Source organism: Streptomyces sp. NPDC053076 (genome assembly GCF_044546845.1).
Lineage (GTDB): Bacteria > Actinomycetota > Actinomycetes > Streptomycetales > Streptomycetaceae > Streptomyces.
This window is the reverse complement of sequence record NZ_JBITZL010000001.1, coordinates 1707652-1730465: the sequence shown is the minus strand read 5'-3', so window position 1 is coordinate 1730465 and position 22814 is coordinate 1707652. Positions and strand designations below refer to the sequence as shown.

Below are 22814 nucleotides of genomic sequence, written 5' to 3'. Positions count from 1 at the left end.
CGAGATCGAGCCATTGCCACGACCGGCCGTGAAACGGCCGACAAGGCGGCGGCTACCCCCTCGTCCTCCACTCATGCCTGTCCGCACAGGAACGAGTGCAACGGTTCCGGGCGGGACCGCGGCCGATCGCTCAGCGGCCGTCCTCCTGGTGCAGGTCCAGGCTGGTCGTCAGGTGGATCTGGGCCGTCACCCAGTGCGGGCCGGCGGGGACCGCGCCTTGGTCGTGCAGGGTGCGGGACAGGTCGTCCAGGAGGCGGGCCGCGGCGACGAGGCCGGTGCGGCGCAGGCGGTCCGCGCCGTCGGCGAGGGCGGCGCGCGTCGCCGGGGTCAGACGGCGCAGGCCCTGGTGGGCCGCGTCCGCCAGGGTCGTGAGCGCCGTCTCCAGTGCCGCTGTGATCGGGTCGGCCGGGCGGTGCCCGGTCGTTCCGAGCGGGCTGTCACCCACGCCCGGGGCCAGGTCGGGAACGGTCACGCCCCCGGTGGTCAGTACGGCGAGCGGGTCCAGCACGGTACGCCCGCCGGTCCGGCCCAGCATGCCGCTGACGGCGCGGACCCCGCCGTCGGCCAGGGCGGCGGCGAGAGCGTCCAGGCCGCCGGGACAGAGCGGGTTGTACTCGGAGTTCAGGTGGACGCCGTTGCCGGCCGGGTCGCGGAGCACCGCTTCGAGGCGTTGCGCGGCGGGGTCGTAGCCGATGCCGCCGACGGCGTCCACCATGATCACTCGTACGGCGTCCGCCTCGACGCGCGGGCGGATCAGCCGCGGCGGGCGCTCGCCGGCCGCCTTCAGGTGTGCGGCGGTGTCCCGCAGCAGCAGGCTCTCCGGGAGTTCCGTCCAGGCCGAGCCGACCGGTGTGACGCTCGTCGCGGCGATCCGGCCGCGGGACAGGGTGACCGTGCGGTCGGCGGCCCGAGTGGTGTGTTCGCTGACGACGTTCGCGGTGGCCAGCGCGTGCAACGGGGAGCCGAGCAGGCGGCGCGTGGACAGGTCGTGGCCCGTGGGCGCCTCGTCCGCCGTCAGGTCCCAGCGAGTGCGGTGGACCAGGACGATTCCGGCGTCGGCGTGCGCGAAGTACGTCTCCGCCGTGCGATCCCGGGCGGTGCCTCCGATCCGGCAGCCGAGTCCCACCAGCCGTACCCGCCGCAGCGGTGTCACGGGGGCCTCCGCGGTGCCCAGTACCCCGATCGGGTCCTGGCCGGCGGCGCGGTGCCGGGCGTGGAGTTCGGCCAGGAGCAGGGCCAGGCGTTCGGGTGTGTAGCGGGTCGCGCGGGCCGTGTAGGCGTCGAGTTGTTCCCGCAGGTCGGCCACCGCGCCCGCGGGCCAGTGCTGGGAGGTGGCGGCCAGTTCCCGCCCGGTGCGCCGCAGTGAGCCGGCGAACACCGGGCCCGCCTGCTGCACGCCGTCCAGGAGGAGGTCGTCGGCGAGTGCCACGGCCGCCCGCAGCGCCTCGTCCGCGGCGGCCGTGCGGGTCGTGAGCCCGGCCGCGGTACGGCCGCCGACGGAGACCTCCGTGGTCTGCCCGGCGTCCGCGGCGCGAAAGGCCCACACCGCCAGGGTGACGACCTCGCCGCGCAGCGCGGCTGCCGCGTCGGTGAGGGCGTAGCCCAGCTCGTGCGGGACCGGGAAGCGGACGGTGCAGGTGGGCAGCTCCACGCGGGGCGCCGGGTCTTCGGCGGTGGGGCGGTGCACGCGGGCCGGGTAACCGCGGGCGCGGGTGCGGTGGGCGGCGGCCAGGGCGGGGCGGCCCAGCGCGGCGGCCAGCGCGTCGTCGTCGAACTCCCCGGGCGACCAGTCAACCCGTGGCGCCTCGGCCTCCGGTTCCTCGGCCTCCGGTTCCTCGGCCTCCGGTTCCTCGGCCTCCAACGCGTCGGCCTCCAACGCGTCGGCCTCCAACGCGTCGGCCTCCAGCGCCTCGGCCGGCGCTCCGCGCCGGTACGCCAGTACCAGTCCGATCCGGTGCCGGCACACCCCCGTCGCGGCGCAGGTGCAGGCGGCCGAGTCCAGACCGCGGCCCGGGGGCAGCGCCGTCCTGGTGCCGTCCGGGAAGGTACCGCGTACGGTGCCGTCGTCGCCGGTGGTCACCACCGGGCCGGACCCCGCCGCCAAGTCCTTCTCGGCGCGCTTGACCAGGCCCCGGTTGGCGAGCGAGGCGAGCGTGTCCGGCGTCAGCGCCAGCAGGTCCGCGCGGGTCATCTGGCCTGCCCTCCCCCGCCGATCCGGTCCGCGACGAACTCGGCGAGCCGGCCCGGCGTCATCGCCCCCACCGGGGCGCCCACCGCGGCCAGCCGTCCGGCCAGGTCCCGGTTGTAGGCCGGGTCGGCGGCCTCGTCGAGGGCGGCCAGGCACAACACGGTGGTGCCCTGCTCGACCAGCCGCCGCACGGCGCGCACCAGGCGGAACGGGTCGCCGCCCTCGTAGAAGTCGGAGATGACGGCGACGATCGTCCGCCGCGGGTTCCGCACGAGCGAGGCGCCGTAGTCGACGGCGCGGGCGATGTCGGTGCCGCCGCCGAGCTGGACCCGCATCAGCAGCTCCACCGGGTCCGTCACCTCGCCGGTCAGGTCCACCGCCGCGGTGTCGAAGGCGACCAGATGGGTCTTCAGGCCCGGCAGGTTCCACAGGCAGGCGGCCGTGACCGCCGAGTGGATCACCGAGCCGGCCATGGAGCCCGACTGGTCGACCAGCAGCACCAGCTGCCACTGCTCCAGATGGCGGCGGGTGCGGGAGTGGAAGTGCGGCCGCTGGATGAGGATGCGGCGTTCCTCGGGCCGGTAGTGGGCGAGGTTGGCGCGGATGGTGGTGCGGAAGTCGAAGTCGCGGGCGAGCGCCAGCCGGCTGGGGCGGCGGGACCGCGATCCGGTGAACGTCCGGCGCAGCTCGGGCTGAAGACGCTCCATCAGCTGCCGCACGACCGTCTCGACGATCCGCCGGGCCGCCGCCAGCACCTCGGGGTTCATCAGGTGCTTGGTGCGCAGCACGGCACGCAGCAGGGTCTGGCTGGGCTCGACGCGGGCGAGGACGTCCGGGTCCGTGACGAGCTCGTGGATCTCGTACCGCTCCACCGCGTCGCGTTCCAGCCGCTCCAGGGTCTCCTTCGGGAACAGCCGGTGAATGCCGTCGAGCCAGTCCACGGCGGTCAGCTGGGACGGTCCGCTGCCGCCCTCACGGGTGTCGGCCGGCCCGCGGCGGACCCCGCGGCGGCGCAGATCCTCGTCGCGGCCGTACAGCCACTCCAGCGCGGCGTCCCGGTCCGCGGACGCACCGTGCAGCGGGCCGGTGCAGCGTTCTGCGGCGGCGCCGAGCACGAGCCGCCAGCGCTCCAGACCGGGGTCGGGGACGTGCGGGGCGCCGGGTGGCGGCGGGGTCCGGTCGGGGAACGACGACGGCGTGCCGGATGGTGCGGGAGCCGCGGCTGTCACCGACGGGATGCCGGGCAGCGCCGCGTCCGGGTCGTGGGGCGCGGGATTCACCGACCGTATGCCGGGCAGCGCCGCGTCCGGATCGTGGGGCGCGGGATTCACCGACCGTATGCCGGGCAGCGCCGCGTCCGGGTCGTGCGGGGCGGGATTCACCGACCGTATGCCGGGCAGCGCCGCGTCCGGGTCGTGCGGGGCGGGGTTCATCGGCCGGCCTGGGGGTGCGGGACGGGCAGCGCGGTGCCGGCCTGGGTGTGCGGGACGGGCAGCGCGGTTCCGGCCTGGGGGTGCGGGACGGGCAGCGCCCGGTCGACGGGTGTCGGCCCCAGGCCGTGGCGGTCGAGCAGTCGGGTCACGTTCTCCTCCAGGGCTCTGGCGCGGGCCAGCAGCAGGGGGTCGGCGGAGGTGCGGAGCAGGGAGCGGGCCGAGCCGCGCAGCCCGCGGCGCCGCAGCAGGCGCTCGGCGATCCGCTCCCGTTCGCGGGGCGGGAAGAAGGCGAAGGCATGGCGCAGCGCGGGGAGTCCGACGAGGAAGTCGGCCTCCGGCAGCGCGGACACGACGTCGTCGACGAGGTCGATCAGGGAGTCCTCCTCGGCCGCCGTGCCGTGCGCGACCTCCTCGCGGGCCACCACGAACAGGCCGGTGAGCCAGTCGCCGAGGGTGTCCACGGCGGCTACGGCGAGCGCCTGCACCACCGGCCCGGGATCGTCCGGGACACCCAGCGCCCAGCGCAGGCCGAAGGCGGCGCCCCGCAGACCGGCGGGGGCGTGCGCGTCACGACTGATGCGGGCGGCGGCCTCGGCGGCGGTCTGCGGGGTGACCGACAGCAGGCCTGGCGCGTGCCGCAGCGCATCTCGTGCGGCCGCCAGTGCGCGCAGCGCGCCCAGGTCCACCCCGGCGCCGCCGTGCAGCCCCTCCGCCAGCCAGAACACCCGGTCGGCGGCGCTGCCCACCAGACCGCCCAGCAGCCGGTCCCGGGCCACGCCGAAGACCCGGTCGTGCCGCCACAGACCCAGTGCCGCCGACAGCATCGCGCCGAGCGGGCCGAGGTCGCCGACCTGCCCCACCTCGGCCGCGAGCGCGGCCAGCAGGTCGGCGCAGAGCGGGCCGACCCCGCAGAGCACGGCGTCGAACAACACCCCGGCCGGCGCCCCGGCTTCCGGGGCCGCCGCGCGCACGCGTGCGCCGAGCAGCGCCGCGGCCGCCTCGTCCAGGCGCGCCCCATAGGCTCCGGCCTCGATCAGCGCGGCCTCCCGGCCGGCCGCCGGGCGGCGCTGCCACACCTCGCTGAACACCGGGTCCGCCCCGTCGGCCGGCCCCGAGTCGCGGGTGAAGCCCGGGATGCCCAGGACACGTAGCCGGTGCAGGACACGGCTGCGGGACAGGTCCCGTTCCTGCGTCAGATCGAGTCTGACGGACCCGGCGCAGTCGGCCGGCCCCAGGTCGGCGAGGTGCGCGGCGACGTCGTGCACCAGTGGGGGCAGCGGCGTGTCCGGGTGCAGCCGGCCCACGGCCTCGCCGGTGGACGCGGCGACCATCTCCACCACCACCGGATGGGTACCCGCACCCAGGGTGTCCCGCGTCGTCCACGGCAGCGGCCGGTCCAGATCGTCGGCGATCAGCGCGCCGGCCAGCCCGTCGAGGACGTCCACCCTCGCCTCGTACGGATGGCCACGCAGCCGGGCCAGGCCCTGGGACAGTGCGCGTGCGGCGATCAGGTCGGCCGTGGACAGCGGGATCCGGCGGGCGCGCAGCCGCTCGGTGACCGCGCGCAGCAGCCCCTCCCCGGCGGCCGCCGGGCCCGTCTCCCACAGCAGCTGGTAGTAGCCGGGTGAGGGCATGCCCGACTGGTATCCGGCGAAGGCGTCCAACTGCCGGAAGGAGTACGGCACGAGGAAGCTGCCGCCCAGCGCGCCACCGGGCGGCTCGGGGACCGCGGGCCAGTCGCCCGGGGCCGCGGCGTCCGCCCGCCGCGCGGACAGGGCCCGTAGGGCCGGCTGGTGGAAGCCACCGGTGACGACCAGCACCGGGCGGCCGCCGGCGCGGGCCAGCGCGGCCCGCACCCAGGAGGCCATGTACTCCTCCCGCTCCCGGTCCGCGGCATCCGCTTGGGCGTCGCCGCGCACCAGGTCGAAGTAGGTGTCGAGCCGGGCGCGCAGCTCCTCGGGGCCGGCGCCCGGCTTTGTGACCTCGAACAGGCCGTCCCACAGGGCGTCCACGGAGTCGACGGCGAAGTGCTCGCACAGCCTGCCGGTGGCCTCGGCGTACCGCGCCTCCGCGTCCGCGTAGCGGTTGGCGTACCGGTCGGTGTGGTCGGCGACGGCCGGGTGCCAGGCGGGCAGGTCGACGAACCGTACCTCGGCGCCGGCCGCGCGGCCCTCTCGCAGCGCGATCCACTCCGGTGAGTAGTCGCACAGCGGCGTCCACGAGGTGGCGACGCGTTCGTCGTCGCGGTAGTGGCTGAACACGGCGACGGGCAGCGTGTGTCCGAGCGACAGCTCGTCCAGCCGGTCGTTCATGTCCGCCGGGCCCTCCACCAGGACGAACGCGGGCCGCAGCGTCCGGATCGTGTGGGCGACCAGACGGGCGCAGGCGGGCGAGTGGTGGCGTACGCCGAGGAAGACGGCGGACGCCGGCGAGGTCGTCGGCGTCGGGCGTCCCGCTGTCACCGGCCGCGTCGACGCTGAGGTCGGCATCAGTCCGCCAGCAGGTGACGGGCCTCGTGCAGGGCCTGCCACTGCGGGCCGGGGCGGCGCGGTGCCTCCTGTTCCAGGAAGCGGCGCAGCCGGGCGAGGTCCTCGGGGTCGTCCTTGGCCGCCGTACCCGCCAGGCAGGACACCAGGTCGGCGGCGCCGCCCGGTTCCCCGCGCAGGAACCAGGCCCGCACCCCCACCGCGTGGGCCACGGACACGGCCTCCGCGGTGCTCATCACCGTCGACATCCGCTCGCCCCGTGCCGCGGTGCCCCGCAGCTCGCGGAAGGTGCCGACCAGCACCTCCAGCACGTCCCGGCGCGGCGGCGGCGCCACCCCGGACTGCCGCAGCAACGCCGTGGCCTCGGCCTCCACCAGGCCGAGTTCGGTCTCGAAGTCGGCTATGGGGAACACCGTCTCGAAATTGAAGCGCCGTTTGAGGGCGGCGCTCATCTCGTTGACACCGCGGTCGCGGGTGTTGGCGGTGGCGATGACGTTGAAGCCCTGCCGGGCGAACACCAGGCCCCGCGGTCCGGCCAGTTCCGGGATGGTGATGACCCGGTCGGAGAGCAGGGAGAGCAGGCAGTCCTGCACCTCCAGCGGGCAGCGGGTGATCTCCTCGAACCGTACGATCCGTCCCTCGGCCATGCCGGTCAGCATCGGCGCGGGCACCAGGGAACGACCGGAGGGGCCTTCGGAGACCAGCAGCGCGTAGTTCCAGGAGTACTTGATCTGGTCCTCGGTGGTCGCCGCGCCACCCTGCACGGTGAGCGCGGAAGTGCCGCTGACGGCCGCCGCGATCAGCTCCGACAGCAGCGACTTGGCGGTGCCGGGCTCGCCCACGAGCAGCAGGCCGCGGTTGGTGGCCAGCGTCACCAGGGCGCGCTCCACCAGCGAGACGCTGCCGACGAACTTGCGGCTGATGCCGGCCTGTTCGTCACCGACGATGAATCGGCGGGCCGCCCGCAGGCTCAGCTGCCAGCCCGGGGGGCGCGGATCGTCGTCCGCGGCACGCAGGGCCGCCAGTTCGTCGGCGTGGCGGACCTCGGCGGGCGGGCGCTGGAGCAGCGTCTCGTCGCCTTCCTCGACGGTGGCGGTCACTTGGTGGTCACCTCGGTGAGGTCGGCGAGGATCTCGGAGGCGACGACCGGGTCCAGGTCGCCGAAGCGCAGCGGGTACGCGCGGCTGGACCAGTAGTCGCCCGGGGCGGAGTCGAGCCAGACGTTCTCGAAGGTCTGGTCGGGGAACACGTCCAGCGCGCCGACGGCGATGCCCTCGTCGAGGCCGATGACCACGTGGTGGTCGTCGTCGATCCGCCGGTGGAACCAGCGCTCCACACCCGCGTCCTGCGGTTCGCCGCGCTCCCAGCCCCGCTTGGTCAGGCCCAGCAGTTTGCCGACCGGCACGGTCGCGCCCTCGAAGCGGGTCAGCCGGTGTCCGGCGGCCTCCTCCTCGGTCAGCGCGTGCACGACCCGGCCCAGCTGCGGGAAGGGCTGGAGGATCTCGTAGTCGGCGAACAGCTCCGACCAGGCGTCGAGGTCGTCCGCCAGGTGCATCGGGTGTGCCACGCGGACCGTCGCCTTCTCGGGGAGCGTCAGCTCGTCGTCGTGGACGTCGGCGAACGTGCGGTCCTCCGCCACCCGGAACGCCGTCGCCACGCCGCCGCTGTCGCCGATCCAGACCAGGCGGCGGGCCAGGTGCCACACCAGCGGGTGGGCGACGAACAGCTCCCGGAACTCCGCGGACGTCCAGGTGCGTTGTGTCACCATCGCCGCCTCCAGGCGCCGCACCTGGTCACCGGCGATGGTACGGACGTCCTTCTTCAACGCGGCGAACCGCTTGCGCTCGGCCGGGGCCAGCTCCGGGTCGTCCTTGGCGCCGGGGGCGGGCAGCGCCTTGCGCTGTCTGCCGTCGGCGTCCCGGACGTAGGGGCGCAGCTGCTCGTCGAAGCCCACGGTGAACTGCCGTGAGCCGTAGTCGATGACGGTGCTGCCCCCCGCGTCGAGGCCGAAGTCGGGCACGAGCCGGTCGCCCAGCTGCTCGCCGGTCAGCCCCAGGCCCTCGGCGACCTCGGCGATCTTCTCCTGGGCGCGCAGCTTGAGCGCCTTGAAGGGCACCCGTTGGGCGATGCCGTGCAGATGCATCAGCGCCACGTCGGTGCCGATGGTGGCCAGCACGGTCAGGCCCTCCACGGCGCGGTGGTGGCCGCCGTCGCCGGGCCAGGCCCGTACGACGGGCGTGAGCCGGCGCACGGTGTCGTCGTCGCCGAGCCAGCCGAGCGCGTGCAGCGCCCAGCTGTCCTTGGGTGGCATGCCGGCCAGCCGCCACTGCTCGAACAGGCCCCAGGCGAAGCCGGCGAGGGAGTCGGCGGTGCAGTGCGTGGTCAGTACGTCGAGGCCCGGGTAGATCTCGCCGGGCTTGGACAGTGCCAGCAGCATCAGGGCGTTGCGGACCGCGTCGGCGGGCAGGGCACCGCCTTCGGTGAGGAGGATCTGCGGCAGCAGTGCCGGGTCCGCCCAGGCGGCGACCGCCGGCAGGCGCGCGGGCAGGGCGCTGACCAGCGGGTCGACGGCCAGCGCCTCCTCGATGATGCCCGCGGCCTCCTCCCCGCACCCGGCGGCGGCCGCCAGGACCGCCTCGTCGCCATGGGTGCCCGTCAGGAGCCGCAGCGCCCTTTCCGCACCGCGCCGGACCGCGCCGGCCGGCCCCACCGCGTGCGGCGCCAGGTAGGGCACCGCGTCCAGGCCGTGCCGGGTCAGCCAGGCACGGGCGGTGGCGTCGGCGGACTTCAGGCGGGCCAGCCATTCGCACACCAGCGCGGCGACCTCACCGTCGCGGTACGGCAGCAGCAGCTGCCCCAGGGTGCCCGGGTGCCGGGCGGCGGCCCGCCGCATCAGCGGCAGCGCGGCCGCACCGTGTCCGGCGGCGACCGGCTTCAGCGCCGCCTCGCCGCCCCAGTAGTGCTCGGGGGCGCAGTCGGCGAGCAGCGGTCGTACGACGTCTTCGGGGCCGTCGACGAACAGGCGCACGTGCCGGAAGCTCCCGAGCCGCCCGGTCTGCCGGAGGTACACGATCTCGCGGGACCAGTCATAGTCGCCGCGCCGGCCGCTGTACCAGCTGTCGGCCTCGGCCCAGGACTCCTGCTCGCCCGGCTGCCACACCACCCGGGTCTCGGGGGTCGCGGGGATCTCGGCGGCGACGCGCGCCTTGCGGGCCTTGCGCTTGCCTGCCCACGGCGGGCTGACCAGCAGTGAGGGCAGCGCCTCGGCGGGTGCCTCGGCCGTCCGGTCGGTGCGGGTGAGATGCGGCGCCACGAGGTCGGCGACCTCGGCGGGCAGATCCGGCAGCACGGCCGTGGTGAGAGCGGGGTGCGCCAGGACGTGCGCGGTCAGCAGCTGCCCGGTCATCGACGCGTTCTTTCCGGAGCCGGCCGCCGTGGCGCCCAGCAGGCGCAGTGCGCACACCGGGTACCGGCGCATCGCCTCCAGCAGGTACGGACGGACGTGCTTGTCGTCGATGCGGTCCAGGAGAAGGCGGAACGCCTCGTCCGTCGGCAGTTCGACCAGGGCGTTGGCGAAGTTCCTGGTCTGCTCGGAGCCGTAGGCGCGGTCGAGGGCCTCGTCGAGAAGCGGGGCGAATGCCTTGCCGGTGCCCTCGGCGAGAGTGGCGACGAGCGCCGTCGTCCAGCCGTTCCACACGAGGCCGGCCCGGCGGCCGAAGTGCTTCAGCTGCTCCGGGGAGTTCAGCGAGCACAGCAGCATCGCCCGCAGCGTCTCGTCGGCCTGCGGAACGTCGACGCAGCACTCGTCGACCCACTCCTGTTCCGTGGGCAGGAGGTAGGAGACGACGATGCGGCGGCGTACATCGGTCCGGCAGCCGGCCAGTGCGGCGACGGCCTCCCGGTAGGTGTCCTCGTCGGTCACGCACAGCAGGGCGCGTACGCGGTCGGCGAACTTCGACCGCGCCCAGTCGCCGCCCGTCGCGGCACCGGCGCGGAAGCCGATCCAGGCGTTCTCACGCCGGTCGCCCGTCTGGTGGTAGTGCGGCTCCACATCGAAGTACTCCACCACCGCCTGAGCGGCGAACACCAGGCCGTGTGCACGGACCCAGGCGTCGACGAAGGTGCCGTCCGGGTACTGCCAGTGGAACGTCAGCGACGCCAGCACCGCGGCGCCCACGGGGTTGTGACGACCGCTCATGTGGGCGCGGGTGTCCTTGACGATCCGCGGGTCGCTCTTGGGGGCGGTGAGCATGGTCTCGACCCAGTCGGCCTCCTCGTGGAGCCGGAACGCCGCGCGCCGCTCGGCCTCGGGATGCAACTCGGCGACGCTCCGCTCGATCCCGCCGCGCCGCGGATACACCAGCCGCCGCCAGGCGGCCGGCATCCGGAACGTCTCCTCGTCGGGCAGCGCGACCGGCCCGTGCTCCACCGCCGGCTGTCCGACGACCGCGGAAGCCCCTCCCCCGGCGTCACCGTACGCCGAGCCCTCCCCGACCAGCTCCCTGCGCTGCACAGCCCCTCCTCCGCCGACCCCTGGACGGGATCGGTCACTTGATCAGATGGCCGTCACGGTATCCGGGCCCACTGACAACGCCATCAGCGCCGGGAGCGCGACCGGCCGGCGGCGGCAGGGGCACCCGGCCGCCCCCGCGACCGGCGCCGGCGGCATGCCGACGTCCACCGCCCGGCGGCGACGAGAACGACGTGCGCGGCCGGGCGGCGGCGTACGGGGAGAGCCTCTGGTTTCCATCCGCGTGGCACGGATGGTCAAGCCGTCTCCTTGGCCGCAGTGCCTGGGCGGACAACCGGACAGGCGCCCAGCCGGGATCAGCGTGACCGCGGCCGTCGGCAGGCCGAAGGACCGGCTCAGGAGGCGATGGGGGCGCTGGTGTCCGTCTCGGGAATCAGGCGACCGTCAGGACGATCTTGCCGGTGGTGCGGCCCTGTTCCCCGATCTCGTGCGCCTTCGCGGCCTCGGCCAGCGGCAGGACCGTGTCCACCACCGGCTTCAACGCGCCCCGCTCCACCAGGGCGGCGATCTCGCGCAGGCCCAGGTGGTCGGGCTCGACCAGGACCCAGACCGCCCGCACCCCGTCCTGGGCGGCGGGGACGTCGTCCGGACCGGGCAGAGTGATCAGCCGGCCGCCGGTCCGCAGCACCTTCAGGGAGCGCTCGGCCGTCTCCCCGCCGAGCCCGTCGAGCACCACGTCGACGTCGGTCACGACGTCCTCGAACCGCACCGAGCGGTAGTCGATCACCTCATCCGCCCCCAGCTGCCGCACCAGGTCGTGCTTGCCGGCGCTGGCCGTGCCGATGACGTACGCGCCGCGGGCCTTGGCGATCTGCACGGCGAAGTGACCGACGCCGCCGGCCGCCGCGTGCACCAGCACCCGCTCACCGGGACGCACGTCCGCCGCGTCGACCAGAGCCTGCCAGGCGGTGAGCGCGGCGAGCGGCAGCGCCGCCGCTTCCACATGTGTCAGGCCGGCCGGCTTCGGGGCGAGGTGCCGGGCCGGCGCCACCACGTACTCGGCGTACGCGCCCGCCTGGCGCGGGAAGAGCGGCATCCCGAAGACCTCGTCACCGGGGCGGAACATCCCCACACCGGGGCCCACCGCCTCGACCGTGCCGGACACGTCCCAGCCCACGGCCGGTACGGCGCCCCACTCGATGAGGCCACCGCTGGCCCGGGTCTTCCAGTCCACCGGGTTCACTCCGGCCGCGTGCACTCGCACCAGGACCTCGTTCAGGCCCGGCTCCGGGCGCTCGACCTCACGCTCGACCAGGTTCTCGGGTCCGCCCCACTGCTCCACGACCACGGCACGCATGCTGTTCCGCCTTGCTCTATGTTTCGATCGGTTCGCCGGACCGGGAGGTCCCCGGCGCGACACAGTCCACGATCCGCCGCCGTGACCCCGCATGGTGTTGGCCGTCTGGCCACTATGTGACAGGATTCGGCCATGAGTGGAACGCGGCAGGTGACGGACGAGGACGAGCGGGCCCGGAGCGCGGAGCCCCGGCGGCACCGGATCGCCGTGCTCGCCCTGCCCGGGGTGCCGCCCTTCGAGCTCGGCATCCCCTCGCGTGTCTTCGGCAGCGTGGAGGACGCGGAGGGCCGCCCGCTCTACGAGGTCACCGTGTGCACCGCCGACGGCGCCCCCGTGCTCAGCGACGCCGGCTTCACCGTGCAGCCGGCGGCCGGCCCCGAGGCCCTCACCGCCGCCGACACCGTGATCGTCCCGCCCACGCACGCCATGCCCGAGCTGGGCCGGGGCGGCCCGCTGCCGCCCGACGTCACCGCGGCCATCGCCGGCATCCGGCCCGGCACCCGGCTCGTCTCCATCTGCACCGGGTCCTATGTGCTCGCCGCGGCCGGACTGCTCGACGGACGGCCGGCCACCACCCACTGGAACCTGGCCCCGGAGTTCCGCCGTGCCTACCCCAGCGTCAAGGTCGACGAGGAAGTCCTGTTCGTCGACGACGGTGACGTGCTGACCTCCGCGGGCGTGGCCGCGGGCGTCGACCTGTGCCTGCACATGATCCGTCGCGACCATGGCGCTGCCGCTGCCAACCGTGCCGCCCGCATGTGCGTCGTGCCGCCCTGGCGGGACGGCGGGCAGGCCCAGTACATCGACCGCCCGGTCCCCGAGCCCACCGTCGCCAGCACCAGCGCCACCCGCGCCTGGGCCCTGGAGCACCTCGGCGAGGCGCTGTCCCTTCCCCGGCTCGCCGAGCATGCCCGGATGAGCCTGCGCTCCTTCACCCGGCGCTTCCGCGACGAGGTAGGCATCACCCCGGTGCAGTGGCTCACCGCGCAACGCCTGGAACTGGCCAAGCAGTTGCTGGAGACCACGGACCTGTCGATCGATCTGGTCGCCCACCGGTCCGGCTTCGGCTCCGCGAACTCCCTGCGCGCGCACATGCGCACGGCCTTCGGAGTCTCCCCCGCCGCCTACCGTCGTACCTTCAGTCCCAACGACCCCGTGGCCAGAGCGGATTGACCACGCGTCAGGCGCAGGCCGGCGTCTGGACGTGGCCCTGTGCCACACCCGGAGCGGTCAACCGGCGCTGACGCCCACCACCGCCGCGGTGCCGTCGGACAGGGCGGTGATGCGGACCTGCCCGCGGGGAACGGATCGATCCCGCTGCCACCCCGGCTCCCGGGTCGGCTCTGATGCCGGCGTACCGCCCGGTCGGATGTCCGAGCATGGTTCGGACAGGCCCCCGGGGGAACTCGGCCTGGCATGATCAAGAGCCTTGTGCGCGGTGGCGCGGCAGGCGCCGCCGGGACAACCGTGCTGAACGCGGTGACCTACGCCGACATGGCACTGCGGGGCAGGCCGTCGAGCGAGGCCCCGGCCCGGGTCGTGGAGAAGATCGCCGGCGGTGTCGGACATCCGGTTCCCGGCTCGGGGGACGCCCGGGACAACCGGCTCTCCGGCCTCGGCGCGCTGTCGGGCATCGCCGTCGGGTGCGGCACCGGTGCGGCTGTCGCCCTGCTCCGCCACGCCGGCGTTCGCATGCCCTGGTGGCTGGGCGGGGCGGCCACCGGTGCCCTGGCCATGGCCGCGACCGACCTGCCCATGGCGCGGCTGGGGGTGAGCGATCCGACCACCTGGTCGGTGACGGACTGGGTGTCGGACGTCGTGCCGCACCTGATGTACGGGCTGGTGACCTACGGTGTCGTGACAGCGTCCGAAGACCGGTCGTGACGCGGAGCCGGCGGAACGGAACCTGCCCGGCCTGCCCCACCGCCCGGGAGCGTCGCCGCATCACCGGAATCGCCACCGTCCCGACGCCCGCGGCCTCAGGCGCCATCCGCCGAGGTGAACTCGGCATCCGCCGAGGTGAACTCGGCCGCCCGGTACGCCACGGCCTCGTCGTGCGCCCGCTTCTCGCCGGCAACGCCGGCGTCGTCGTTCAGCCACTCGAGGGCCACCCCCGGTACCCCGGGCGCGCTCCGCGTGGGCGCACGTCCCGAGGGTGGCCCCTGCCGCGGTGCGTGGCAGGGGCCGGCGTGTCAGCGGGTGCCGACGAAACCGGGGCGGCCGGCGACGAGACCGACCAGGAGTTCGGGCACGGTGCAGGCGATCAGGAGCAAGATCGGCGTGTTCCAGCTGCCGGTGAGGGCGTGCAGGATGCCGAAGGCCGCGGGACCGCAGCCGGCGAGGAGATAACCGCCGGTCTGTGCCATGGCGGACAGGCGTGCGGCCGTGGCCGGGTCGGGTGAGCGGAGGCCGAGGATCGTCATGGCCAGCGGGAAGGCGGCGCCGATGGCGACACCGAGGACTCCGGTCCAGGCCCATGCCTGCTGGGGTGCGAGGAGGATCCCGGTGAGGCCGGCCGCCTTGAGGGCGATCACCGTGACGATGAGCGGGCGCTGGTCGGTGACCCGGGCGGCGGCGACGGGAACGGCCAGGCCGAGCGGGATTCCGACGGTGAGCATGACGGACGTCATCGCGCCGGCTTCGGCCGCCGGGTAGCCCGCGTCGCGCATGATCTGGGGTGTCCACGCCACCAGGACGTAGAAGCACAAGGAGACGATGCCGAGTAAGGCGGAGACGGCCCACGCGAGCGGGGAGCGCAGGACGGACGCCCGGGGCGCTGTCCGGGCTGCGGGTAGCGGGCTCGTGGCCTGCGGCTGGTGTGGGGCGCGGTGGGCGGCGAGGACGGTCCAGGCGGTGGCGGCGGCCAGCGCGGGGGCCGCCCAGACGGTGAGGGCGGTACGCCATCCGCCGGCCGTGGTGAGGGGGACGGCGAGGCCCGCGGCGAGGGCACCGGTGGCGGCCATGAGGGTCATCACGAGACCCGTCATGGTGCCGATGCGGTCGGGGAAGTCGCGTTTGATGACCGCGGGCATCAACACGTTGCCCAGGGCGATGCCCGCCCCGGCCAGGAGGGTGCCGGCGAAGAGGGCGGCCTGGGTGGGCAGGGTGCGTACGAGGATGCCGGCGAGGATGAGCCCGAGGGCGGCGGCGAGGACGGTTTCGGTGCCGACGCGCCGGGCCAAGGCGGGGGCGACGGGGGCGAAGACACCGAGGCAGAGCACGGGGAGCGTGGTCAGGACGCCGACCTGTGCGCCGGTGAGGTGGAGGGCGGATTGGAGGGTGGCGAGGACGGGCGGGATGCCGGTGATCGCCGCGCGTAGATTCAGGGCGAGGAGGATGAGGCCCACAAGGGTGAGAGCGTCGGCGCGGCGGCCGGAGCCCGGGGCGGTGGTGGTGCGGGTGCGTCTGGTCCTGGTGCTGGACGGCACGGGTCGTTCCCTGGGGTGAGGTGCTGAGTGGCTCGGTCGGTGACATCGAGAAACGGCTCCCTCCGGGGTGCCGGTGCGGGGTGTGGTCCGCGTCGGTGTCCGGAGGGAGCCGTGACGGGGTGTGGCTGTGTCAGCTCAGACGCCGACGGCGGCCTTGTGAGCCTGGTGCCAGGGGCAGGCGTCCTTGCCGGCCGCGACCGCGGCGGCCGTGGCCGCGGTGGCCGTGGCCGCGGTGGCGGCGCTGCCCTTGTACGAGACCGGGTCGGCGGTGCCGTTGGTGCCGATCTGGTTGAGGATCTCCTCGGACAGCAGATCCTGGCGGCCCTTGAGGGCGGTGGCGATCTCGGCGTCGCTCGCGAAGACCATCTCGGCGGCGATGTTGTCCTGCACGATCCGGGCGAGGTTGTCCCGGGCGACGGCGATGGGGTCGCTGAGGGGCTCGGCGGTGGGGACGTCGATCAGGTGCGAGTCGACCTTGGACTGGTCCATGCACCGCTTGATGATGATGGACGCCTGGTTGAGGACGCTGGTGGTCCAGATGGAGAACACGACCACGTACAGGTCGCTCCACGCCGCCTCACCGAGCTTGGTGCGCCACTTCTTCAACTGGCCTTCGATGCCGTCGATCTGGGCCTTGGCCGAGAAGACCATGTTGGTGCGGATCTTCGGGTAGACCTTGTGGGAGAAGACGTCGTAACCGGGGATGTCGAACGACTGGTCGTGCAGGACCCCGTCGATGTAGCGGACCGCCTCGTCCAGGATGAACTTGCAGCTGTCGTGCAGGTCCTTGGGAAGACTCGCGGCGGTGAGCTTGTCACGGGCTGCGGTGAGGGTCGTCCTCAAGTTGGTGAGCGGGGTGACCCAGGAGTGGTCCGACTGACCCTTGGCGGCGACCAGGTCGAGGTCGTGGGCGTCGATGCGGTCCCGGTTGGGGACGTTGGGGACCTGGTCGCTGAGGTACTGGGCGAGGACGGAGTAGATGCCCAGCGGGACGTGGGCGATCGACTTGGCCAGTTCGAAGTACTCGGGGACCGGCTGCGCGGTCTCCGTCGTGCCGTTGTACAGGAGGGTGAACTGACCGCCGGTGGCCGTGTTCGTGACGACGATCATCGGCGACAGCCGCTTGGACAGGTCCGCCTTGAGCGCCGCGTAGTTGCCGCGCATGTCGGCGTTGACCTTGCGTATCGCGTCCCGGGCCTCTTTCTGGGCCGCGTTCGACGTCGTGGGAGTGTCCGGCCCGTCGGCGGCTGAGGCCCCGGTGGCGGCGCCGAGTACAGCGGCGGTGCCGACCGCGGTCGCACCCGCGAGGACGGTTCTTCGTGTGGTCACGTGAGGTGTGTTCCTTCTGCTCGATGGGGGCGCGGATCGGTCCGCACCGCCACCACGTGACCGTATTTGTACGGGAGTTGACCGGGCTATTAGTGGATCACACCGTAGTTCTCGCCACACACTGTGCAATCACCGGCCATTTTTCACGAACGGAAGTTCCGCTTTCGTTTCGGGCAAACGGAACATTACGTACCGATGGCCGTCGCGGGGACCGGCGCGCCCGGGGAACGAGACACGCGGCCCTCCACAACGACCTCCAACCGGCGTCAGCCGAACCGAGCCGCAGGCTCAACGGACGTCAGCCGAGCCGCGGGCTCATAGAACGTCAGCCGAGCCGAGCCGTCGGCTCAACGGGTGTCAGCCGAGCTGAGCCGCCGACGGCACCACGACGCCGTACAGGTCACCGATCGTGGCAAGGGCACCGAGGTGGAGGGCCTCGGCGGTCACCCCGGCGACCGAGGTCTGAAGCGGCCGGGTCGCGGAGGCGTCCGCCACCACGGTCGGCTGGTTCCCGCGCAGGAACGCACCCTGAGCGGTGAAGGCGACACACATGTGGGTCATGAACCCGGCGATCACCACGTCTTTGTTCCCGGCCGCGTCCACCAGGTCCCCGAGGTCGGTGTCCAGGAAGGCGTTGGGCTTCGTCTTGACGACGGTCGCCTCACCCTCGACCGGCGCGACCTTCGGGTGAATCTGACCGATCTCCGCCCGGATGTCGTACGGGGTGCCCTCGCCGCCGTCGTTGATGACGTGAATGACCTTCGCGCCGGCCGCGCGGGCCTTCGCGAGCAGCGTGGCGCCGGCGTCGAGAGCGGCCTCCCAGCCGGACAGCTCCATGACGCCCTGGGTGTAGGTGTTCTGGTAGTCGATCAGGATCACCGTCGCGGACGCGAGCGACGCGGGGGTGTCGTCGAAAGCGTTCAGCTGGCGCAGGGTGGTCGTAGGCATGCCTGTACCTCAAGTCATCTGTCTGGCAGTGGATTCGGGCCGTGTGCCGGGGCCCGACTGGAACGCTACGGGAGCGGGCGACGTGTCAGCAATGTCGTCCGACTTGCAGAAACCGACATCGGCGCGCCGCGCGACGGCCACCGAGCCGCAAGCACCGTCGCCCTGTCAGATCCAGCGGTAGTTGCTGTCGTCCAGGGGCGGCAGGAGGGCCTGGGCCGCGTCGATCGGCGCGGTCGGGGTGGCGAGTTCGGCGATCGGGACCGGGGGGAACAGCGCCTTGCCGGCCGTGTCCTTGTAGTGGCTCCAGACCAGATGGCCGGCACCGGCCGTGTCGTCGTACTCGACGGTACGCAAACGGGCTGGATGGTTGGCGTCCGGGCAGGCACCACGCTCACCTGTTGACCGGACTCCGCTCCGCGAAAGGCTCAAGTTCCGCTCAAAGCCGTCGTGTTCGCCCGGCGGCAGGCACACACTTCCTGGCAGGCACACGCTTCCCGGCAGGCACACGCTTCCTGCCAGGCAGGCCAACACGAGGGGAACTCGCATGCGGACCTTGCTCACCCGAGGCACGAATCTCGTCCGGGACATCGTCTCCGGTCGCCGGCGTCTCAGGAAGTACGACCACCCCGAGGCCCACCGCCTCGGTCACCACAACCGCGATGCCCGCCTCGCCTACCACTACATCCCCACCGCGCAGCAGATCCCCGTGAGCGGGCCCGGTGGCCTGTAGACCCGTCCCTCAGTAGACCGCCAGGGAACACTCGCCCTCCGCCGTGGCCGAACCGGTGCCGTCAGTCACCTGAAGGGTGACGGTGGTGGTCCGGGTGTGCGAGCGAGGGTGGCCGGACGGGCGAGGCCCCCGGCTCAGGACCTCGTGGGCGGACCACGCCCCTGTGGCGTCGGTTCTCCGGCGCACGTCCCCGGTGGTCACCGCGCTCCCCAAGCCGTACGGACCCTCGCCGGTGACCTTGTCCGGCCCGTACTCGTCGACGGTACGGACGTCGATCCGCGTGGTCACCGTCGAACCGGGGGCGTGTCCGGTGCTGCCCGCGGTGTACTGCACGCGCCATGAGTCCGGGTCACAACCGAGTCGGACCTCCGCCTTGACCGGGCCGGAGGCCGCCGCCGTCGTACCGGTCGGCAGCAGGGCGAAAACCGGCGCGAGTACGACAGATCCCGCGCGAAAACCGATCCGATGGAGCGAGGAAAGGTGCATGTTGCTCAGCCTATGAAGCGAGATCGTTCAGCGTGTACCTCCGGACGGGTGGCATCGAGACCTCACTTCGGATGCCTGCGGCAAAAACAGTAGCCATGTACATAGTAGCTATGTACTGTATTTGCTGTGCGGCCGGCAGCCGAGCGCGCCACGGCCCGGCACACGGTGCCGGGCGTCGCCGGACGGCACGCAGTGCTCCGCGGCGGGCCGTCGTGTCCGCGGGCTAGCCCATCGGCCGCGACGAGCTCGCCGCCGATCCCGTCCATGACCAGCTCGAACCTGGCGCGGTCCGCCCTCTCGCGCACCACCGCGTCCCCGGGCTGACTGCGGCCGCTGGAAACCCAGGTGGCCTCAGCACCCCATCCGGGTAGAGTCGGGCAGTGCCTGAGCTGAAGCGGCTGCATGCCACCCACGCCCCGGCGGTCCTGGCGTTCGAGCTGGCGAACCGCACCTACTTCGCCGCCTCGGTCCCCGACCGCGGCGACGACTACTTCAACCAGTTCACCGAGCGGTACGACGCCCTGCTGGCCGAGCAGCAGGCCGGCGTCTGCGCCTTCTACGTGCTCCTCGCCGAGGACGGCTCGGTTCTCGGCAGGTTCAATCTGGTCAACATCGAGAACCGCACCGCGGAGCTCGGCTACCGGGTCGCGCAGCACGTCGCCGGCCACGGCGTGGCCACCGCGACCGTCCGGGAGCTGTGCCGTCTGGCGGCGCAGCGGCACGGACTGCGCACCCTGCGGGCGGCCACCTCCCATGACAACGCCGCGTCCCACAGGGTGCTGACCAAAGCGGGGTTCGTCCCGATCGGGCCGGCCGGACGCGCCGACCTGGGCGGTAAGCGCGGCACCTGGTACCAGTGCGACCTCGCATTCCTGCCGTAGCCCCTCGCGCCGCCGCTGCGGCGTGCCGTAGCCCCTCGCGCCGCGGCTGCGGCATCACGCCAACCCCGCCATCCGCGGAGGGGGATCCCGCCGACCGGCGGGGGTAGTCCGGCCGCATGCCGGATGGTTGAAGCAGCATCCTTCCCGGATTCTGGTGACCAGTGGGACACTCCTCTGCCCCACCAAGTGGTTCACGAGGGGTGTCGCCTCCACCAAGCCGTCGACAGTCGGGCACGGGGCGCAGCGGACGCCGGATGACCGGCTGCCGGTGCTCCCGGATCCGCCGTCGCGGCCGGGGCGGATCGCTCCGGTGGACCCGCCGCTTCCGGGGTCCGCCGAAGTACCTGCTCTGAGCGCCGCCGAACCCGCCACTGAGCGTTACCGGGCCGGCGGGGTGCCGCCCCATCGCAGAAGGAGGTCGGATCGTGAGGATGCGACTGACGATGCTGTGCGCGACCGCCGCCGAAGGCCGCCATGACCAGGTCTTCGGGGACGGTGCGCTGAGTCACCGCGACCGGCGTGAGCTCATGACCGCACGAGCGGCGCTTCCGCCGTACTCACTGGCCTTCCGGGCGCCCACTGTCCGCTGCGCGCAGATCGCGGAGGCCCTTGCCGTCGAAGCCACGCCCGAGTACGCACTGCGCGATCTGGACTACGGCACATGGGACGGCCGCCCGCTCCGGGAGATCGCGGCCGAAGACCCCTACGGGCTGTCCACCTGGCTGACGGATCCCGACGCCGCACCGCACGGGGGCGAGTCCGTCGGTCGGCTGTGTCGTCGGACAGCGGCGTGGATGGAGTCTCTGCCCGCCGGCATGGGATCCGTACTGGCGATCACCGAAGGCTCCGTCATCCGGGCCGCGCTGGTCCACGCCCTGTCCGTACCGGCCCGCTCCTTCTGGCATCTGGAGGTGCCACCGTTCTCCGCGGTCACACTGGCGCTGCACGACGGCCACTGGACCGCCCGGCTCGGCCGCCTGACCGCCCCGCAGCACCGGGAGCCGACCGACGGCTCCGCATCCGTCGCGGTGCTGACCATACGGGCCACCCCACGGCAGATGTGCCTCACCGGCCGCGCGTGACTCCCCTGGACCCTTCTCGTCTCCACCGCAGGATCACGGCGGTGGGGTGACCCCGGGCAGGAGGACGCGGCGCACCCGCACCGAGGACACGGACGGCGCCGTCCGGTTCCGGGGACGGACCGCGCCGTACACCCCCGGACCAGCCGTCCCGACCTCCCGTCCCAGGGCGCCCAGCGGCGGAGCAGCTCCCGGCGTGGTACGAATCGGACAGTGGTCCGATACAAGCTGGAGCACACGTGATCCGGGTACTGGTGGTCGACGACGAAGCCCTGATCCGCACGGGCTTCCGGAGCATCCTCGACGCCGCCGACGGCATCGAGGTCGTCGGGGCGGTCTCCGGCGGTCAGGCCCTCCAGGCGGCGCGCGAGACGCACCCCGATGTCGTCCTGCTCGACATCCGGATGCCGGACGTCGACGGGCTCACCGTCCTGGGCGAGATGCGCCGGCTGCCGGAACCTCCGGTGGTGGCCATGCTCACCACGTTCGACATGGACGAGTACGTGGAGACGGCCCTGCGGTCGGGCGCTGCCGGTTTTCTCCTCAAGGACACCGACCCCGAGGCGCTGCCGCTGGCGGTGCAGAGCCTGGTCGAGGGTGGCACCGTGCTGTCCGCCAAGGTCACGCGGACGGTGGTGGACGGATTCCTGAGCGCAGGTGCGCAGGAGCGCCCGCCGAAGTCTCTCGACCGACTGACCGACCGGGAGCGTGAGGTCCTCATCCTCGTCGCCGAGGGGCTGTCGAACTCCGACATCGCCACCCGGATGCACCTGAGCACCGGCACGGTCAAGGACCACGTCAGCGCGATCCTCACCAAGCTGGAGGTCAGCGGCCGAGTGCAGGCGGCCCTCTTCGCCCAGCGGGCCGGACTGCTCAGGGAGGGCACGGGATGACCCGCCGTCCTTCCCCGCTGCTCCTGGACGGTGTGGCGGTGGCCATGGCCCTCCTCGACGTGTGGGCTCACTGGGATGTCCACGAGCCGTTGCGGATGGCCTTCGGCCTGGCCGCCGCCCTTGCCCTGCTGCTGCGCCGGAGAAGGCCGCTGCTCACCTTCCTCGTCACCCTCCCGGCCGTACTGCTGTCGGACGCGGTCTTCGCCTGCCTGGCGGCGCTGTACACGCTCGCTTCCTTCAGGCGGCCGCGGACGCTGCTGGTCCTGGGCACGCTCATCTTCGCCTTCAGCGACATCACCTCCCTGCCGTCACCGAACCTGGACCTGACCCGGATTTCGACGGTGATCGCGTTCGGCTACAGCGCCGCCACGGCGGCCGCCGCCGTCTTCCTGGGGCAGCTCGTGCAGACCCGCCGCGACCTGTCGCTGAGACTGACCGAGATCTCGCAGGCGCGCGACCACCAGCAGCTGCTGACCGCCCAGGCCGCGCTGGCCAAGGAACGCGCCCAGCTCGCGCGGGAGATGCACGACGTCGTCTCCCACCAGGTCAGCCTGATCGCCGTGCACGCCGGAGCACTTCAGGTGGGCACGAGCGACCCGGACGCCAAGGAGGCCGCGGCGACGATCCGGCGGCTGAGCGTGCAGACGCTCGACGAGCTGCGCCACATGGTCGGCGTCCTGCGTGCCTCCGGTGGAAACCCGACGGATCTGACTCCGCAGCCGGCCCTCGTCGACATCCGGAGGCTGGCCGACAACTGCGGCATCGAGACCGAGCTGAAGATGGACCTGCCCGAAGACCTTCCGCCCACCGTCCAACGCGCGGTCTACCGCACCGTCCAGGAAGCGCTGACCAACACACGCAAACACGCACCCGGCGCCACCGCGCGCATCGACCTGTTCCAGGCCGGCGGTTCCGTCCACGCCAGGGTCACCAACACCGCACCGACCCGGCCGCCCCTTCCACTGCCCGGCGCGCACCATGGCTTGATCGGCCTTCGACAGCGCGCCGAGCTGCTCGGCGGCACCATGACCTCGGGTCCGACGACCGATGGTGGTTACGAGGTCCGCGTCGTGCTTCCGGCAGAAGCCGCGGGGTGAGGGACCGG

At 73.1% G+C, this 22814-nt stretch carries 19 protein-coding genes; 7 read left to right on the top strand and 12 right to left on the bottom strand.

All coding sequences use genetic code 11. The annotated features are described in order from the left end of the window. Nucleotides 1-130 precede the first annotated feature (130 nt). The 6 genes from ACIGYR_RS07040 to ACIGYR_RS07015 form a co-directional block, all read right to left on the bottom strand. Nucleotides 131-2191 (bottom strand): hypothetical protein, encoded by a 2061-nt coding sequence (locus ACIGYR_RS07040; protein WP_399602079.1) that lies wholly within the window; start codon nucleotides 2189-2191, stop codon nucleotides 131-133. Continuing rightward, nucleotides 2188-3621: a VWA domain-containing protein gene (locus ACIGYR_RS07035; RefSeq protein WP_399602077.1), complete on the bottom strand. Its 1434-nt coding sequence runs from the start codon at nucleotides 3619-3621 to the stop codon at nucleotides 2188-2190. Before ACIGYR_RS07035 ends, ACIGYR_RS07040 begins: the two co-directional genes overlap by 4 nt. Next, nucleotides 3618-6083: a DUF5682 family protein gene (locus tag ACIGYR_RS07030; protein WP_399602074.1), complete on the bottom strand. Its 2466-nt coding sequence runs from the start codon at nucleotides 6081-6083 to the stop codon at nucleotides 3618-3620. The genes ACIGYR_RS07035 and ACIGYR_RS07030 overlap by 4 nt, the downstream gene beginning before the upstream one ends. Nucleotides 6084-6109: 26 nt before the next feature. Next, the gene (locus ACIGYR_RS07025) at nucleotides 6110-7207 is read right to left on the bottom strand and encodes an AAA family ATPase (RefSeq protein WP_399602072.1); all 1098 of its coding nucleotides are present in this window, start codon (nucleotides 7205-7207) and stop codon (nucleotides 6110-6112) included. Continuing rightward, nucleotides 7204-10620: a DUF4132 domain-containing protein gene (locus ACIGYR_RS07020; RefSeq protein WP_399602069.1), complete on the bottom strand. Its 3417-nt coding sequence runs from the start codon at nucleotides 10618-10620 to the stop codon at nucleotides 7204-7206. The genes ACIGYR_RS07025 and ACIGYR_RS07020 overlap by 4 nt, the downstream gene beginning before the upstream one ends. A gap of 391 nt (nucleotides 10621-11011) precedes the next feature. Continuing rightward, complete coding sequence (locus tag ACIGYR_RS07015) at nucleotides 11012-11935, bottom strand: NADP-dependent oxidoreductase (RefSeq protein WP_391837030.1); 924 nt, start codon at nucleotides 11933-11935, stop codon at nucleotides 11012-11014. A 132-nt stretch (nucleotides 11936-12067) separates the two neighbouring features. Here ACIGYR_RS07015 and ACIGYR_RS07010 point away from each other — a divergent pair, with 132 nt between their 5' ends. After that, nucleotides 12068-13108, top strand: a complete 1041-nt coding sequence (locus ACIGYR_RS07010; RefSeq protein WP_399602066.1) for a GlxA family transcriptional regulator — start codon at nucleotides 12068-12070, stop codon at nucleotides 13106-13108. Nucleotides 13109-13351: 243 nt separating this feature from the next. Then, entirely contained in the window at nucleotides 13352-13819 is a 468-nt protein-coding gene (locus tag ACIGYR_RS07005) for a hypothetical protein (RefSeq protein WP_399602065.1), read from the top strand. Between the two features lie 95 nt (nucleotides 13820-13914). Here ACIGYR_RS07005 and ACIGYR_RS07000 read toward each other — a convergent pair whose 3' ends face one another. From ACIGYR_RS07000 to ACIGYR_RS06980, 5 genes are all read right to left on the bottom strand, one after another. After that, nucleotides 13915-14046: a hypothetical protein gene (locus tag ACIGYR_RS07000; RefSeq protein WP_399602062.1), complete on the bottom strand. Its 132-nt coding sequence runs from the start codon at nucleotides 14044-14046 to the stop codon at nucleotides 13915-13917. 81 nt (nucleotides 14047-14127) lie between these two features. Next, nucleotides 14128-15363, bottom strand: coding sequence for a CynX/NimT family MFS transporter (locus ACIGYR_RS06995; RefSeq protein ID WP_399602059.1), 1236 nt, complete (start codon nucleotides 15361-15363; stop codon nucleotides 14128-14130). A gap of 135 nt (nucleotides 15364-15498) precedes the next feature. Further along, complete coding sequence (locus ACIGYR_RS06990; RefSeq protein WP_399602058.1) at nucleotides 15499-16692, bottom strand: hypothetical protein; 1194 nt, start codon at nucleotides 16690-16692, stop codon at nucleotides 15499-15501. Nucleotides 16693-17049: 357 nt separating this feature from the next. Further along, nucleotides 17050-17640: a cysteine hydrolase family protein gene (locus tag ACIGYR_RS06985; RefSeq protein ID WP_399602055.1), complete on the bottom strand. Its 591-nt coding sequence runs from the start codon at nucleotides 17638-17640 to the stop codon at nucleotides 17050-17052. A 165-nt stretch (nucleotides 17641-17805) separates the two neighbouring features. Next, nucleotides 17806-17994: a hypothetical protein gene (locus tag ACIGYR_RS06980; RefSeq protein ID WP_391837042.1), complete on the bottom strand. Its 189-nt coding sequence runs from the start codon at nucleotides 17992-17994 to the stop codon at nucleotides 17806-17808. A 190-nt stretch (nucleotides 17995-18184) separates the two neighbouring features. Between ACIGYR_RS06980 and ACIGYR_RS06975 the strand changes: the two genes are divergently transcribed. Then, the gene (locus tag ACIGYR_RS06975; protein ID WP_391837044.1) at nucleotides 18185-18370 is read left to right on the top strand and encodes a hypothetical protein; all 186 of its coding nucleotides are present in this window, start codon (nucleotides 18185-18187) and stop codon (nucleotides 18368-18370) included. A gap of 9 nt (nucleotides 18371-18379) precedes the next feature. On the opposite strand, the gene ACIGYR_RS06970 is transcribed toward ACIGYR_RS06975, so the two are convergent. Continuing rightward, complete coding sequence (locus tag ACIGYR_RS06970; protein ID WP_399602052.1) at nucleotides 18380-18856, bottom strand: hypothetical protein; 477 nt, start codon at nucleotides 18854-18856, stop codon at nucleotides 18380-18382. A gap of 380 nt (nucleotides 18857-19236) precedes the next feature. Between ACIGYR_RS06970 and ACIGYR_RS06965 the strand changes: the two genes are divergently transcribed. From ACIGYR_RS06965 to ACIGYR_RS06950, 4 genes are all read left to right on the top strand, one after another. Beyond that, nucleotides 19237-19737, top strand: coding sequence for a GNAT family N-acetyltransferase (locus tag ACIGYR_RS06965; RefSeq protein WP_399602049.1), 501 nt, complete (start codon nucleotides 19237-19239; stop codon nucleotides 19735-19737). Nucleotides 19738-20168: 431 nt separating this feature from the next. Continuing rightward, nucleotides 20169-20819: a histidine phosphatase family protein gene (locus ACIGYR_RS06960; protein ID WP_399602361.1), complete on the top strand. Its 651-nt coding sequence runs from the start codon at nucleotides 20169-20171 to the stop codon at nucleotides 20817-20819. Between the two features lie 236 nt (nucleotides 20820-21055). Beyond that, complete coding sequence (locus ACIGYR_RS06955) at nucleotides 21056-21709, top strand: response regulator (protein ID WP_391837050.1); 654 nt, start codon at nucleotides 21056-21058, stop codon at nucleotides 21707-21709. After that, nucleotides 21706-22806, top strand: coding sequence for a sensor histidine kinase (locus tag ACIGYR_RS06950; protein ID WP_399602045.1), 1101 nt, complete (start codon nucleotides 21706-21708; stop codon nucleotides 22804-22806). Before ACIGYR_RS06955 ends, ACIGYR_RS06950 begins: the two co-directional genes overlap by 4 nt. Nucleotides 22807-22814: the final 8 nt, after the last annotated feature.